This window comes from Enterobacter huaxiensis (assembly GCF_003594935.2).
Taxonomy (GTDB): domain Bacteria; phylum Pseudomonadota; class Gammaproteobacteria; order Enterobacterales; family Enterobacteriaceae; genus Enterobacter; species Enterobacter huaxiensis.
In genome coordinates this window covers 2,340,041-2,355,576 of sequence record NZ_CP043342.1, presented here as the reverse complement: position 1 = coordinate 2,355,576, position 15,536 = coordinate 2,340,041, and the positions used below count along the sequence as shown (strand labels likewise).

The 15,536-nt window shown below is 56.9% G+C and carries 14 protein-coding genes; 10 read left to right on the top strand and 4 right to left on the bottom strand.

Going from position 1 to position 15,536, the window contains the following annotated elements:
• Nucleotides 1-31: 31 nt before the first annotated feature.
• From fdnI to fdnG, 3 genes are read right to left on the bottom strand one after another with little or no spacing between them, the layout of a single operon-like run.
• Nucleotides 32-688, bottom strand: coding sequence for a formate dehydrogenase-N subunit gamma (fdnI, locus tag D5067_RS11290; protein ID WP_119936598.1), 657 nt, complete (start codon nucleotides 686-688; stop codon nucleotides 32-34).
• The gene (gene fdxH / locus D5067_RS11285) at nucleotides 681-1,568 is read right to left on the bottom strand and encodes a formate dehydrogenase subunit beta (RefSeq protein ID WP_119936597.1); all 888 of its coding nucleotides are present in this window, start codon (nucleotides 1,566-1,568) and stop codon (nucleotides 681-683) included. The genes fdnI and fdxH overlap by 8 nt, the downstream gene beginning before the upstream one ends.
• 11 nt (nucleotides 1,569-1,579) lie before the next feature.
• The gene (gene fdnG, locus D5067_RS11280; RefSeq protein ID WP_160117941.1) at nucleotides 1,580-4,627 is read right to left on the bottom strand and encodes a formate dehydrogenase-N subunit alpha; all 3,048 of its coding nucleotides are present in this window, start codon (nucleotides 4,625-4,627) and stop codon (nucleotides 1,580-1,582) included.
• Between the two features lie 221 nt (nucleotides 4,628-4,848).
• Between fdnG and yddG the strand changes: the two genes are divergently transcribed.
• The 3 genes from yddG (at nucleotide 4,849) to D5067_RS11265 (ending at nucleotide 7,961) form a co-directional block, all read left to right on the top strand.
• Complete coding sequence (gene yddG / locus D5067_RS11275) at nucleotides 4,849-5,727, top strand: aromatic amino acid DMT transporter YddG (RefSeq protein WP_119936594.1); 879 nt, start codon at nucleotides 4,849-4,851, stop codon at nucleotides 5,725-5,727.
• 632 nt (nucleotides 5,728-6,359) lie between these two features.
• Nucleotides 6,360-7,442, top strand: a complete 1,083-nt coding sequence (ompC, locus tag D5067_RS11270) for a porin OmpC (protein ID WP_119936593.1) — start codon at nucleotides 6,360-6,362, stop codon at nucleotides 7,440-7,442.
• A gap of 78 nt (nucleotides 7,443-7,520) precedes the next feature.
• On the top strand, nucleotides 7,521-7,961 hold the full coding sequence (locus D5067_RS11265; protein WP_119936592.1) for a GFA family protein: 441 nt from the start codon (nucleotides 7,521-7,523) through the stop codon (nucleotides 7,959-7,961).
• Here the strand turns inward: D5067_RS11265 and D5067_RS11260 are convergent.
• Entirely contained in the window at nucleotides 7,951-8,895 is a 945-nt protein-coding gene (locus D5067_RS11260; protein ID WP_119936591.1) for a LysR substrate-binding domain-containing protein, read from the bottom strand. The two genes, D5067_RS11265 and D5067_RS11260, sit on opposite strands and share 11 nt — an antisense overlap.
• 171 nt (nucleotides 8,896-9,066) lie before the next feature.
• Here D5067_RS11260 and D5067_RS11255 point away from each other — a divergent pair, with 171 nt between their 5' ends.
• The 7 genes from D5067_RS11255 to D5067_RS11225 are packed head-to-tail and all read left to right on the top strand — an operon-like array spanning nucleotide 9,067 to nucleotide 15,527.
• Nucleotides 9,067-10,017, top strand: a complete 951-nt coding sequence (locus D5067_RS11255; protein ID WP_119936590.1) for a branched-chain amino acid ABC transporter permease — start codon at nucleotides 9,067-9,069, stop codon at nucleotides 10,015-10,017.
• An 8-nt stretch (nucleotides 10,018-10,025) separates the two neighbouring features.
• On the top strand, nucleotides 10,026-11,132 hold the full coding sequence (locus tag D5067_RS11250) for a branched-chain amino acid ABC transporter permease (protein WP_119936589.1): 1,107 nt from the start codon (nucleotides 10,026-10,028) through the stop codon (nucleotides 11,130-11,132).
• Nucleotides 11,129-11,896 (top strand): ABC transporter ATP-binding protein, encoded by a 768-nt coding sequence (locus D5067_RS11245; RefSeq protein WP_119936588.1) that lies wholly within the window; start codon nucleotides 11,129-11,131, stop codon nucleotides 11,894-11,896. Before D5067_RS11250 ends, D5067_RS11245 begins: the two co-directional genes overlap by 4 nt.
• Nucleotides 11,889-12,608: an ABC transporter ATP-binding protein gene (locus D5067_RS11240; protein ID WP_119936587.1), complete on the top strand. Its 720-nt coding sequence runs from the start codon at nucleotides 11,889-11,891 to the stop codon at nucleotides 12,606-12,608. Before D5067_RS11245 ends, D5067_RS11240 begins: the two co-directional genes overlap by 8 nt.
• 38 nt (nucleotides 12,609-12,646) lie before the next feature.
• Nucleotides 12,647-13,804, top strand: coding sequence for a branched-chain amino acid ABC transporter substrate-binding protein (locus D5067_RS11235; protein WP_119936586.1), 1,158 nt, complete (start codon nucleotides 12,647-12,649; stop codon nucleotides 13,802-13,804).
• 17 nt (nucleotides 13,805-13,821) lie between these two features.
• Entirely contained in the window at nucleotides 13,822-14,304 is a 483-nt protein-coding gene (locus tag D5067_RS11230) for an L-2-amino-thiazoline-4-carboxylic acid hydrolase (RefSeq protein WP_119936585.1), read from the top strand.
• Nucleotides 14,301-15,527 carry a Zn-dependent hydrolase gene (locus D5067_RS11225; protein ID WP_119936584.1) on the top strand — a complete coding sequence of 409 codons (1,227 nt, stop codon included), beginning with the start codon at nucleotides 14,301-14,303 and terminating at the stop codon, nucleotides 15,525-15,527. Before D5067_RS11230 ends, D5067_RS11225 begins: the two co-directional genes overlap by 4 nt.
• Nucleotides 15,528-15,536 lie beyond the last annotated feature (9 nt).

The following is a 15,536-nucleotide window of genomic DNA, read 5'->3' as shown; positions in this document are numbered from 1 at the left end:
GCCGGGCAAAGCCGACGGCGCAGGGCTCACCTTACTTCATCCCTTCCGTACTCTCTTTTTTCGCTTCCAGACGTTCAACGTCACGATACCAGCGCGGATGGTGTTTTTGCGCCCAGCGGCGGCTCACCTTCCCTTCAACCATCCCTTTAATCGATCCCTTCACCCAGAAGGCCATATACATATGGATCAGGATGGCGTGGATCAGAATAATGGCAGACGTCGCGTGGATCAGCAGCGCGTAGCGAATCACCTGAATCGGAAAATACTGGGCGAAATAGGGACGCCAGATAATCACCCCGGTCACCAGCAGCACAAAAATCATGCTCATGATGGTCCAGAACATCATCTTCTGCCCGGCATTGTATTTGCCGACTTTCGCCACTTTATGCTCGTTCCCTTTCAGGACTTCGACGATCCCTTTCACCCACGGAATATCCTGCTTGTCCGGGATGTTGTGGTGCACGAAACGCACGAACATAAACATCAGCACGACGAATATCAGCACGCCGAAGAACGGGTGCAGAATACGCCCCATCTGCGGGGTACCGAAGGTTTCGGTCAGCCACTGCAGCGTCGGGAAGAAGAACGAAATCCCAGATACCGCCACCAGGAAGAAGCAGATCACCACCGTCCAGTGACAGGCGCGGTCGATAAACTTCGTGCGCACAATCATTTTCGACTTACTCATGGTGTTCTTCCTCCTCGTCGTCATCTACCTCTTTGTTTGGCCCGATCCCGATGTAGTGATAAATCAGCCCGGCAAAGGTGGCGATAAAGCCTGCCGCAGAGAGCGGTTTAAGCGCCCCTTTCCACAGGTTAATTGACGTATCGATCGCCGGATCCTTCGGCAGATTGTGGTACAGCTCCGGCTGGTCGTTATGGTGCAATACGTACATCACGTGCGTACCGCCCACGCCCTGCGGGTTGTAAACGCCCGCATTCTCGTAACCGCGCGCCTTTAGCTTGTCCACCCGCTCCTGCGCCACGTCCAGCATCTCTTTCTTGGTGCCAAAGTGGATAGCCCCGGTCGGACAGGTCTTCACGCAGGCAGGCTCCTGCCCGACGCTAACGCGATCCACGCACAGCGTACATTTATAGACCCGGTTATCCTCTTTATTGAGGCGCGGGATATTAAACGGACAGCCCGCAATGCAGTAGCCGCAGCCGATGCAGTTATCCTGCTGGAAATCGACAATCCCGTTGGCGTACTGAATAATCGCGCCGGCAGACGGGCACGCCTTCAGGCAGCCCGGATCTTCACAGTGCATACAGCCGTCTTTGCGGATCAGCCATTCCAGCCTGCCGTTCTGGTCGGTTTCGCTAAAACGCATCACCGTCCAGGACTTGGCGCTCAGATCTGCCGGGTTGTCATAAACCCCGACGCAGTGCCCCACCTCGTCGCGAATGTCGTTCCACTCTGAGCAGGCCACCTGGCAGGCTTTACAGCCCACGCAGGAGGAGACATCGATAAGCTTGGCGACCTCTGCCTTATAATCCCGCGCGCGGGGCGCGGGAGTAATCGGGTTGGTCGCGGAGCGTTTGATAATGTCTTGTGTTTCCATCGCCATTTAATCGCTCCTTACGCTTTCTCGATGTTGACCAGAAACGCTTTGTACTCCGGCGTTTGCGAGTTGGAATCGCCGACGTTTGGCGTCAGGGTGTTGGCGATGTAGCCTTTCTGCGCCACGCCCTCGAAGCCCCAGTGCAGCGGGATTCCCACGGTTTCCACCTGCTGACCATGCACGTTCAGCGACTGCAGACGACGGGTGACCACGGCAACGGCGCGAATAAAGCCGCGCTTGCTGCTTACCGTCACGCGGTCGCCGTTGGCGATGCCTTTCGCTTCCGCCAGCGTTTCGCTGATCTCCACAAACTGTTCCGGCTGTGCGATGGCGTTAAGCCGCGCGTGCTTGGTCCAGGTATGGAAATGCTCGGTCAGGCGGTAGGTCGTCCCCACGTACGGGAACTTGTCCTTTTTACCTAATCGCAGCACGTCCTCTTCGTAGATACGCACCACCGGGCTGGAGACCACGTTCGGGTGCAGCGGGTTGGTCCCCAGCGGCGTTTCCATCGGCTCGTAGTGCTCCGGGAACGGCCCTTCCGCCAGCTTGTCGAGAGCAAACAGGCGGCCCAGACCTTCCGGCTGCATGATGAACGGCCCGGTTTTGCTGCCCGGTGCCGCGGTGTTGTAGTCAGGGATATCGTTCCCCGTCCACTTCGCGCCGTTCCACTGGATCAGCATGCGTTTGGGATCCCACGGCTTGCCGTTGATATCTGCCGAGGCGCGGTTATACAGCACGCGACGGTTCAGCGGCCACGCCCATGCCCAGCCCAGCGTATTGCCAAGCCCAGACGGGTCAGCATTGTCGCGGTTGGCCATCTGGTTGCCCTGCTCCGTCCAGCTGCCGGTGTAGATCCAGCAGGACGATGCCGTCGTACCGTCATCACGCAGCAGCGCGAAGCTGTTCAGCAGCTGGCCTTTCTTCGCCACGAGGTTGCCGCTGGCATCATAGAGATCGGCCAGCGCCACGCCGTTGTTCTCTTTCGCGACCTCTTCTGACTCAGGATGGTCAGGCTGCTTATAGTCCCAGCCCATCTTCAGCAGCGGCTCAACGCCCTTGCCGCCTTCGGTGCGATACATTTCGCGCAGGCGATGGTAAATCCCGGCGAGGATCTCGCCGTCGTTGCGCGCTTCGCCCGGCGCATCCTGACCTTTCCAGTGCCACTGCAGCCAGCGGCCGGAGTTAGCAATGGAACCGTCTTCTTCCGCAAAGCAGGTGGACGGCAGGCGGAACACTTCGGTCTGAATCGCTGCCGGATCGACATCGTTTGATTCGCCGTGGTTCTGCCAGAACGTTGAGGTTTCGGTCACCAGAGGGTCGATAACGACCATGTACTTCAGCTTGCTCAGGCTGCGAACGACTTTGTTTTTGTCCGGGAAGGAGGCCACCGGATTAAAGCCCTGGCAGATATAGCCCGTGACGTTGCCCTTATCCATCATGTTGAAATACTTGATGACGTCGTAAGCCTGGTCCCACTTCGGCAGCCACTCAAAGCCCCAGTCGTTCTCTTTCTGCGCCGCGTCGCCGTAGAAAGATTTCATCAGGCTAACGTAGAACTTCGGATAGTTGCTCCAGTAGTTCACCTGATCCGGCAGCGTCGCTTTTGGCGTATTCGCCGCCAGATAGCTTTGCAGATCGGCCTGCTTCTCAGAAGGCAGCGTCAGGTAGCCCGGCAGGCTGGTTGAGAGCAGACCAAGGTCGGTAAGCCCCTGAATGTTAGAGTGACCGCGCAGCGCGTTCACGCCGCCACCGGCCATACCCATGTTGCCGAGCAGCAGCTGGATCATCGCCATGGTGCGGATGTTCTGCGCGCCGACCGTGTGCTGCGTCCAGCCCAGCGCGTACAGGAACGTGGTCGTTCTGTTTGCGGCACTGGTTGAGGCCAGCACTTCACACACTTTCAGGAAGTCGGCTTTCGGCGTGCCGCAGATGTTCTCCACGACGTCAGGCGTATAGCGGGATACATGCTCTTTCAGCAGGTTCCACACGCAGCGCGGGTGCGTCAGCGTTTCATCACGCATCGCATAGCCGTTTTCATCAAACTGGTAGTTCCAGGAAGACTTGTCGTACTGGCGTTTTTCAGCGTCATACCCGCTGAAAAGCCCGTCATCAAAGGCAAAATCATCCCGCACCAGCAGAGTTGCGTTGGTGTAGTGCTTAACGTATTCCGCGTTAATTTTGTTATTTTCAATCAGGTACAACAGCACGCCGGAGAGGAACGTGATGTCCGTACCGGAGCGGATTGGCGCATAGATATCGGCCACCGATGCCGTACGCGTAAAGCGCGGATCGACGACGATAACCGTTGCATCGTTGTTGTTTTTTGCTTCCATCGCCCAGCGGAAGCCGACAGGGTGTGCTTCAGCGGCGTTACCGCCCATCACCACCACGACGTTAGCGTTTTTGATATCAACCCAGTGGTTGGTCATCGCACCGCGACCAAATGTTGGAGCAAGACTTGCTACCGTTGGTCCGTGTCAAACGCGTGCCTGGTTGTCTACCGCCAGCATGCCGAGAGAGCGCACAAATTTTTGCGTCAGCATGCCGGTTTCATTACTTGCCGCAGATGCGCACAGCATCCCGGTGGAAAGCCAGCGGTTAACCGTTACGCCCTGCTCGTTCTTTTCAATAAAGTTGGCATCGCGGTCGGCTTTCATTAATTTGGCGATTCGGTAGAAGGCCTCATCCCAGGAGATTCGCTGCCACTTGTCGGAACCCGGCGCGCGGTATTCCGGGTAGCGCAGGCGGTTTTCACTGTGGACGTAGTCCAGCAGCCCCGCCCCTTTCGGGCAAAGTGCACCGCGGCTCACCGGATGATCCGGGTCCCCTTCAATATGGTAAATCGCTTCTTTGGCGTTCTTCGCGCCATCGCCCAGGCTATACATTAAAAGCCCACAACCTACGGAACAGTATGTGCAGGTGTTACGGATCTCTTTCGCACGCAGCAGTTTATAGTTGCGCGACTGAGCCAGCGCCATTTTGGGAGCAAATCCCAGCATGGCTGCCGTGGTTCCGGCCATACCGCCCGCGCAGATTTTAAAAAATTGTCTGCGGCTGACGTCCATTGTTGTCCTCGTTTTCAAATAAGACTTCGGGCCGCAAACTAACATCAAAGTCCCTGTTTTTTTTGCGTCAAATCAAGGTCATCATTTTTCGCCCCCTTAATAGTCACCCCTGCCGAATTTGATTACCCCTTTATGATTAGCGGGCTAACAGAATAATTCGCGGCAGGCGCGCGTTTAGTGCTATAAGTTTTTCCTTTACTTTTTATAACGATGGCAAGGTAATGGACAGAAAGAGAGCAACGCTCATTGGGCTGGCGGCAATCCTTTTATGGAGCACGATGGTCGGGCTTATTCGCAGCGTCAGTGAAGGGCTTGGGCCGGTTGGCGGAGCAGCGATGATATACACCGTCAGCGGATTATTGTGTCTGGTGACGGTAGGATTTCCCGATCTTCGCAAATTCTCTCCACGCTATCTTATTGCGGGCAGCGTTCTGTTCGTGAGCTATGAAATTTGCCTGGCGCTGTCGCTGGGGTATGCCGCAACGCGGTCTCAGGCAATTGAGGTCGGGATGGTCAATTACCTTTGGCCGAGCCTGACGATTGTGTTTGCGATTTTATTCAACGGTCAAAAAACCACCCTGTGGGTGATCCCTGGGTTAGCGATATCGCTGCTGGGCGTGTGCTGGGTATTAGGCGGTGAGAACGGGCTACATGTTGATGAAATCATCCGCAACGTGGTCTCAAGCCCGCTCAGCTACGCGCTCGCGTTTGCCGGCGCGTTTATTTGGGCAGCCTATTGCACCGTCACCAGCAAATTTGCCAAAGGGCAAAACGGCATTACCCTTTTCGTCCTGCTTACTGCGCTTAGCCTGTGGGTGAAGTACGCCGTCAGCGACCAGCCGGAAATGGTGTTTAGCGTACCCGTGGTGGTGAAATTGTTGATGTGCGGTATTGCGCTTGGCTTTGGCTATGCGTCCTGGAATATCGGCATTCTCCATGGCAACGTTACCGTGCTGGCAGCGGTATCGTATTTTACACCGGTTCTGTCTGCCGCGCTGGCCGCAGCGCTGCTGAATTCCCCGCTGTCCTTCTCCTTTTGGCAAGGCGCAATAATGGTCTGCGTCGGGTCGCTTTTGTGCTGGTACGCCACGCGGAAATAACGCCTTAATTAATTCGCCGGGCATGTTGCTTGCTCGGCTAAAATTTAACAAATATTTAAAATGTGACCAACAGTCAGAATATTGTTCATAACGTTAGAGAATGCGTTTAATTTCTGTTTATATTACCGCTCTTTCGTAAATGCCCCATGCGTTAATTGACACAAACTGACAACGCGGAGTAATTAGTTTCCTGCGAATATTCACACACTATATAGCACGAACTGCAATAGTTTATTTCAGGATATTTCAGGCCCGGCTCACAAATACCGTAAGATGAAATTTATAACTTACTGTTTTGTAGTGATTTATCATAACATCACCTCTACTTTCCTTTCGGTTAACCCGATAATTACCCAAAACAACTAGTACAGCCATAAATTATATACAACCCAATTATCCTGATGAGTAAATACTCAATTTGCGTTTGAATATTAATCAGACGAGGCGATTTAACGGCAATTTTTCAGATCAGGATCACACTAATTGAAATTACCTTTAATATTTTGAAACTTATTATTGAAAGCAGGCTACAAGATTCTTAAAAATAGCATGCCATTGACGAGCAGCCTCGTTTAGCATTCGTTTAAAAATGGCTCAGGAAATACCTAAGAAAATTATAAGGAATATTTAAGATGAAACTTAAATTAGTTGCAGTGGCAGTGACTTCCATGTTGGCAGCAGGCGTTGTAAATGCGGCTGAAGTTTTTAACAAAGACGGTAACAAACTGGATCTGTACGGCAAAGTAACAGGTCTGCACTATTTCTCTGATGACACCAACAACGACGGCGACAAAACTTACGTACGTCTGGGCTTCAAAGGCGAAACTCAGATCAACGACCAGCTGACCGGTTACGGCCAGTGGGAATATGAGTTCAAAGGCAACCGTTCTGAATCTCAGGGTTCTGACGGCAGCAAAACGCGTCTGGCGTTCGCAGGTCTGAAATTCAACGAATTCGGTTCTTTCGACTACGGTCGTAACTACGGTGTTGCTTACGACATCGGCGCATGGACTGACGTTCTGCCAGAATTCGGCGGTGATACCTGGACCCAGACCGATGGCTTCATGACTGGCCGTACTACTGGCGTTGCAACCTACCGTAACACCGACTTCTTCGGTCTGGTTGACGGCCTGAACTTTGCCGCTCAGTACCAGGGTAAAAACGATGACCGTGATATCACCGAAGCGAACGGTGACGGCTGGGGTCTGTCTTCTACCTACGAAATGGACGGTTTCGGTGTAGGTGCAACCTACGCGAAATCTGACCGTACTGACCGTCAGGTTGCTGCAGGTCGCGTAGCGAACACCGTTAACGCGGGTGGCGAGAACGCAGAAGTGTGGGCTGCTGGCCTGAAGTACGATGCAAACAACATCTACCTGGCAACCACCTACTCTGAAACCCGCAACATGACCAACTTCGGTGATGGTTATATCGCGAACAAAGCGCAGAACTTCGAAGTGGTTGCTCAGTACCAGTTCGACTTCGGCCTGCGTCCATCCATCGCTTACCTGAAATCCAAAGGTAAAGACCTGGGTTCATACGGCGACCAGGATCTGGTTGAATACATTGAAGTTGGCACGAGCTACTACTTCAACAAAAACATGTCTACCTACGTTGATTACAAAATCAACCTGGTTGACGACAACAGCTTCACCAAAGCTGCTGGCGTTGCTACCGACAACATCGTAGCAGTAGGTCTGACCTACCAGTTCTAAGATCTGTCTGTATAAAAGGCCAGCCTTCGTGGCTGGCCTTTTTTATTACGTTAGACTGGCGTGATAAAGGAGAACGCCATGCACATTTTTAAAGGACGCTGTTTGTGTGGGATGAGTCAGTTCAGCGTAAGCCTCAACAATTTCGATGTTTATGCGTGTCATTGCACGCAGTGCCAGAAGTGGTCGGGTGGTATTGCCATGTACCTTGAGGCGCAGGGCCAGCCGCTAGTTGAACAAGACTCTATAGCCCCCTCTCATTTCTCTTCGTCTGCACGCGGCGAACGCGGGTTCTGCCCCGGCTGCGGCTGCCCGCTGTGGTTCAAACTGACCTCAACGGAACGTTACTTCATCCCCTGGACATTGCTGGAGATGAGCGAAGACGAGCGACGCCGTCTGGTACTAGCCGCAGAAATCTATACCGAAACTCAGCCTGCATTCTTTGGCCTCACCGGGCAGTACGCGCGCTACAGCGGGACGGAAATTGAGGCGCTGGAAAATCATTGCCTGCTCACGCAGTAGGCTGCTCGCTGCCGGCGGCACGCCGCAGCCAGTTTTGCAGCAGCTTACCGTCCTCGGTCATGTCCGAGTCCGCGCGTACGCAGAGATGGTAATCACGTCCGTCGTCGATGGGTAAATCGAAAATTTTCACCAGCTCCCCGCTCTCAAGGTAAGGCGCGATCAGCGGTTCACGCATCAGCGCGCAGCCCAGACCCGCCTGAACGCCGGCCAGCGTCAGCAGCCCATCCTCAAACATGGGCCCGCTTCGGCGTACGGGCCGCTTCACCCCCTGCTGCGTAAACCACTGCTGCCAGGTCGAACGCTCCTCGTCATGCAGCAGCGGCATTTGCAGCAGCTGCTCTGGCGTATCGATATGGCCGTGAACGCGCAAAAACGCGCGGCTGCACACGGGCACCATCTGTCCGGAGATCAGCTTTTCGCTCTGATATCCCGCCCACTGGCCGTTGCCGAAGCGAATCGACATATCTGACGCATCGCTCAGGTAGTTACGGTGGTTGGCATAAACGACGTTGATTTCCGTCTGCGGGTTGGCGCGCATAAAGGCGGGCAGACGTGGAATAAACCACCCCATACCAAAGAGCGGGATCAGGCTGATGGTCACCTGCCGCGTTTGCGCCTGCTCCACCAGGTGCTCCGTCGCCTGACGCAGAACGTTAAAGGCGGCGCGAATGGAACGATAGTAGTCACGCCCCTGCTGGCTCAGCACCAGCTTCCTTCCCTGCCGCGCCGTCAGCGGCATTTGCAGATACCCCTCAAGCACCTTGAGCTGATGGCTCACGGCGGAGGGAGAAATATCCAGCTCCTGGGCCGCCAGCGTCACGCTGCCCAGACGGGCGATGGCTTCGAAAGCGCGCACCGCCCGCAGCGGCGGATCGTTTGCCAGGCGGCTTTCAGCAAAGGCCGGCAGGCTCGTCAATTGTTCTGTTTTATTCATATATTGATTTCTTTAGGGTTTTTGCCCTGTGGCGGCTAATTAATATATTTATATAAATCATCAAGATATAACAATACCGGTTTATCATAAGAAATAATATATGTGTATTTTACAATTTTATTCATTTATTGGATGGTAGCCACTGCAAAAGTAATTTGTCGGGTACTTACGTTGGACACACTCATACAACAACTGATCAACGGTGTGATGCTGGGAAGCATCTACGCGCTGATCGCGCTGGGCTATACCATGGTGTATGGCATTTTGCGCATTATTAACTTTGCTCATGGCGATATTCTGATGGTTGGCGCGCTCACAACGCTCTCGGCCATTAACGCCCTGAACAGCGCTTTTCCGCACATGCCGCTGCTGCTGCAGCTTGGCTTTGCGTTACTGATTGCCATGGCCGTTTGCGCCCTGCTGGCGATGGCGGTTGAACGTTTTGCCTACCGCCGCCTGCGTAACGCCCCGCGCCTGGCGCCGCTGATCTCCGGGATTGGCGTTTCGGTACTGCTGCAAACCGTAGCGATGATCGTCTGGACGCGCAATCCGCTGATGTTCCCGCAGATCCTCCCCATGGACCCAATTGCCGTGACGTCGGGAAGTGAAATGCATCCCCCCGCCATCGTGACCGTGACCGGCATCGTTACCGTGGTGCTGGCGCTGGCCGTGATGAGCGGGCTGTGGCTTCTGGTGGAATATACCCGCCTTGGCCGCGGCATGCGCGCCGTAGCGGAAAACCCGCGCGTCGCCACCCTGATGGGCGTGAACCCGAACGCCATCATTACCCTCACTTTTGCCATCGGCGGCGTCTTTGCCGCGCTGGCAGGCGTGATGATGGCGAGCAACTACGGCAACGCCAGCTTCTCGATGGGCTTCCTGCCGGGAATTAAAGCCTTCACCGCCGCCGTGCTGGGCGGGATTGGCAACATTCGCGGCGCGATGATTGGCGGGATCCTGCTGGGCCTTATTGAGGCGCTGGGCGCGGGCTATCTCGGCGAACTGACCAACGGCGTCTTCGGCAGTAACTATCAGGACGTCTTTGCGTTTATCGTGCTGATTCTGGTGCTGGTCTTCCGTCCGGCAGGCCTGCTGGGCGAGCGCGTGGCGCACAGGGCGTAAGGGATACTATGACAACCGCACAACTACAGGCTACGGCCACAACGCGCAAATTCTGGTCAGGCATGACGCTGTTCTGCCTCGCGCTGCTTATTGCCCCGATCGTTGCCACACAGCTTGGCGGCAACTACTGGGTACGCGTGATTGACTTCGCCCTGCTCTACATCATGCTGGCGCTGGGGCTGAACATTGTCGTCGGCTACACCGGCCTGCTGGATATGGGCTTTATCGCCTTTTACGCCGTTGGCGCTTACCTCGCGGCGCTGATGGCCTCCCCGCACCTGCTTGAGGTCTTTCCCGCCCTTGCCGCCTGGTTCCCGAACGGCCTGCATACCTCGTACCTGTTGATTATTCCGCTGGCCGCGCTGGTCGCTGCCGTATGCGGCATTGTACTCGGCGCGCCGACGCTGAAGCTGCGCGGCGATTATCTGGCGATCGTCACCCTGGGCTTTGGTGAAATTATCCGCATCCTGATGCGCAACCTTGACCGCCCGGTAAACATCACAAACGGTGCGAAAGGTATTACCGGCGTCGATACCCTGAACCTGTTCGGCCTGAAGTTCAGCGGCGTTTATCACTGGTTCGGCGTTAAAGTGCCTGCCCTTTGGCTGTGGTATTACCTGCTGATGCTGTTCATCGTGGCCATTATCTTCGTTTGCCTGCGCCTGCAGCATTCGCGCATTGGTCGCGCCTGGCACGCCATCCGCGAGGATGAAGACGTCGCCCGGGCGATGGGCATCAACGTGCGCAACTACAAGCTGCTGGCCTTCGCCATGGGCGCCTCTTTTGGCGGCGTAGCGGGTGCGCTGTTTGGCGCGTTTCAGGGCTTTGTCTCACCGGAATCCTTTACGCTGCAGGAATCCATTGCCGTACTGGCGATGGTAGTGCTGGGCGGCATGGGGCACATTCCCGGCGTGATACTCGGCGCGGTCCTGCTTACCGCCCTGCCGGAACTGCTGCGCAGCCAGGCCGCGCCCGTCCAGCAGGCGCTGTTCGGCACGGTGCTGATCGATCCGGAAATTTTACGCCAGCTGTTCTACGGCCTGGCGCTGGTCCTGGTCATGCTGGTTCGCCCGTCAGGTATCTGGCCGGTTCGCCACAAGGAGGGAAAAGCATGAGCCTGTTAACCGTACGCAATATGTCCAAGCGCTTCGGCGGCCTGACCGCCGTGGACAACGTTTCACTCTCGATTAATCAGGGTGAAATCTACGGGCTGATCGGACCCAACGGGGCGGGAAAAACGACCTGCTTTAACCTAATTACCGGGCTTTATCCGGCGGACAGCGGTGAGTTTTCGATTGCCGACAGGCCCTATTTTCCGACGCAGATAGAGAAAGTTACCGCCGCCGGGATCGCGCGTACCTTCCAGAACGTGCGTCTCTTTAACGAAATGTCCGTGCTGGAAAACGTGATGGTTGGCCGACACGTGCGCACCCGCAACGGCCTGTGGGCGGCGCTTACCCGCCATAAGCGCGCTCGCGAGGAAGAAGCCAACACCCGCGAGCAGGCCTGGCGCTGGCTGGAGTACACCGGCATCGCGAAGTTTGCTCACTACCGCGCCTGCGACCTGGCGTACGGCCATCAGCGCCGTCTCGAAATCGCCCGCGCGCTGGCAACGGACCCGCTTCTGCTGGCGCTGGACGAACCCGCCGCCGGGATGAACGCGGCGGAAAAAATGGCGCTGGGGGAGCTGCTCATCCGCATCCGCGATGACGGAAAAACCCTGCTGATGATTGAACACGACGTGAAGCTGGTGATGGGGATTTGTGACCGGCTGACGGTGCTTGACTATGGCAAAACGCTCGCCAGCGGCACGCCGGAGAACGTGCGCCGCGATCCTGCCGTTATCGCCGCCTGGCTTGGAGGCAACGCCCATGTCTGAATTACTGAAAGTCGAACGTCTGGACGTGCATTACGGCGGCATTCAGGCGGTCCGCGACGTTTCCTTTACCCTGCATGAGGGCGAACAGGCCACGCTGATTGGCGCTAACGGCGCGGGAAAAAGCTCAACCGTACGCGCCATTACCGGGCTCGAAAGCTTTAGCGGCACCATTGCATTCAACGGCAAAAACGTCCGCAAGCACCGGCCAGAAGCGCTCCTGCGCGACGGGCTGGTGATGGTCCCGGAGGGCCGCGGCATTTTCGCCCGCATGACGGTGCTGGAAAACCTGCAGATGGGCGCCTGGCTCAGGCGTGACACTGTCACCGTCAGGCAAGAGATGAATGAGATTTTTGAGCGCTTCCCACGCCTGGGGGAGCGCCAGCATCAGCTTGCCGGGCTGCTTTCCGGCGGCGAGCAACAGCTGCTGGCGCTCAACCGCGCGCTGCTCAGCCGCCCGCGCCTGCTGATCCTCGACGAGCCGTCGATGGGGCTTGCCCCGAAGATGGTCGAGAATATTTTTGCCGTTATCGCCGGACTGCGCGCGCGCGGCGTCGCCCTGCTGCTTATCGAGCAAAACGCCAGGCTCGCGCTGGAGGTAACCGACAGCGCCTGGGTGATGGACAGCGGCAGCATTATCCATCACGGCGGATCGAAAGCGATGCTGGAAGACGACCAGATAGCGCAGATTTATTTGGGCGAAATGCCCGTTTAACAACACCAACCAACACCAACCAACACCAGGGAACAATAATGAAAACAGTAAAAATGAGTGCGCTCAGCGCCGCAATTCTTCTCGGCGGGTTTGCCACCGCGGGCGCAGGGGCAGCCGACAGCGAAACCGTGACCATCGGCCTGGCGGGCCCTCTCACCGGCCCGTCTGCCCGTATTGGTAAAGATCTGGAGAACGGCGCGCAGCTGGCCATTGACGACATCAACAAGCAGCACCCGACCATCGGCGGCAAAGCGGTGACCTTCAGGCTGCAGTCCGAAGACGATCAGTCTGACCCGCGTACCGCCGTTGCCGTCGCTCAGCGTCTGGTGGACAGCGGCGTGGCGGGCGTAGTCGGCCACTGGAACACCGGCACCAGCATCCCGGCGGCGCGGGTGTATCACGATGCGGGCATCGCGCAGGTCGCACCGGTGGCGACCGGTCACGCCTATACCCGACAGGGTTTTGACACCAGCTTCCGCGTGATGGGCCACGACGACGACGGCGGCCAGTTTGCCGGCCAGTACGCGGTCAATACCCTGAAAGCGAAGCGCATTGCGGTGATCGACGACCGTACCGCTTTCGGTCAGGGTCTGGCGGACGAATTTATTAAATCGCTGGACGCCCAGGGCGTGAAGATTGTTGACCGTCAGTACGTCGACGACAAAACCGTGGACTTCAGCGCCGTGCTGACCGCCATTCGCAGTAAAAATGCCGACCTGATCTTTTTCGGCGGCGTTGACAGCCAGGCCGCGCCGCTCGCGCGCCGTATCAAACAGCTGGGCATGAACGCGACCCTGATGGGCGCAGGCGGTTTTGTCAGCCAGACGTTCCTGCAGCTGGCGCAGAAGGAAGGTGAAGGCGTTGTCGCCCTTGAGCCGGGCCTGCCGGTTGACCAGATGCCTGGCGGCAAAGCGTTTGAGCAGGCGTACCAGTCCCGCTACCACACGCATATTGAACTGCACGCCCCGTTCGCCTATGACGCCACCCGCGTGCTTGTGGCTGCAATGGAAAAAGCAGACTCCGTCGATCCTTCTGAGTATCTGCCTGCCCTTCGCGCCATCAGCTACTCGGGCGTGACCGGACAAATCGCGTTTGATAAAGAAGGCAACCTGAAATCGCCGTCCTTCACCGTCTATAAGGTCGTGGAGGGCAAATGGCAGCCGCAGACCGTGCTGGGCGGCGCAAACGCTAAGTAACGCAGTGAGGCAATGTGATGAGTGATAATAACGAGCTGGGCATTCTCGCCCGCCGCAAAATTGAAGCAGAAATTATCAAGCCAATTTATGAAATCCTGGTGCGCGAGATAGGGAAAACCCGCGCCCAGGCGGTAATTGGCGAGGCCATTGAGCAGGCCGCAATTAACGCAGGCAAAGAATTTGCCAGCAAAGAACCGGATGGCGCAGACGTGAAAAGCTTTATCGCCCTGCAGTACCTGTGGGAGAAAGATAACGCTCTGGACGTGAAGGTGATCGACGCGGACGACCAGCAGTACAACTACAACGTGACCCGCTGCCGCTACGCCGAGATGTACCACGAGATGGGGCTGGGTGAGATCGGCCACCTTCTTTCCTGCGCGCGCGATGAGAAGTTTATCGTCGGCTACGCGCCGGACGTTGAGTTGACCCGCACCACCACCATCATGCAGGGCGGATCCTGCTGCGACTTCCGCTACCGCAGCAAAAAGGACACGGCATGATCCGCGTAAACTCAGAACGTCTTTGGACGACGCTTGCGATGATGGCGCAAATCGGCGGCACGCCCGCCGGCGGCGTTACCCGTCTGGCGCTGAGCGAGGAGGATCGCATTGCGCGTGACCTGCTGCGCGACTGGGCGCTGGAGGCCGGTTTCACCTGCGATGTGGACAGCATGGGCAATATGTTTATCCGCCGCGCGGGGTTGCATTCGGATCTTGCACCGGTGATGACCGGCTCGCACGTGGACTCCCAGCCGCTCGGCGGCAACTACGACGGCATTTACGGCGTGCTGGCCGGGCTGGAGCTGCTGCGCACGCTCAACGACAACCGGGTTGAAACCGAGCGCGATATCGTGCTGGTGAACTGGACCAACGAAGAAGGCGCGCGCTTTGCGCCGGCCATGCTCGCGTCCGGAGTCTGGGCGGGTCAGCTTACCGAGGAGTTTGCCTACGCCAGAATGGACAGCAAGCGCGTCACGGTTCGCGACGCCCTTGAGGCCATAGGTTACCGCGGTGAACAGCCCGCCCGCGCTTTTCCGGTACACGCCTGCTACGAGCTGCATATTGAGCAAGGGCCAATTCTGGAGGATGAAGCCATTGATATCGGGCTGGTGCGGGCGGCAATGGGCCAGCGCTGGTTTACGATTACGCTGGACGGTTTTGCTGCCCATGCGGGCACAACCCCGATGCACAGCCGTCGCGATGCGCTAACGGCGTTTGCGGAGCTGGCGCTGAAAGTAGAAGAGATAGGCTATCAGCATGCGCCGGACGGACGCGCGACCATCGGCATGGCGCACGTGACGCCGAATTCGCGCAACGTCGTACCCTCGCAGGTGGTGTGCAGCGTGGAGTTTCGTCATCCTGAGCAGAGCGCGCTCGAAGCGATGGAGGCGGCGCTGCAGGAGGCTGCACAGAGCCTTGCCGCACGAGGCGTGACGGCAGGCGTCGAGCGTATTTTCGACTACGCGCCGATTGCCTTTAACACCGAGTGCCTGGCGCGTAGCGAAAAAGCCGTTGCGGAACTGGGCTATTCGTCGAAGCCGATGGTCTCCGGCGCGGGGCACGATACCTGCTATGTCAGCAAAATTGCCCCGGCCAGCATGATCTTTATCCCCTGCGTGAAGGGCATCAGCCATAACGAAGAGGAAAGGATCCTGCCGGAGTGGTCAGAGAAAGGAGCCAACGTGCTGTTGCACAGCGTGCTGGCTGCGGCGCAGGAAAAATAAGCCGGGTGG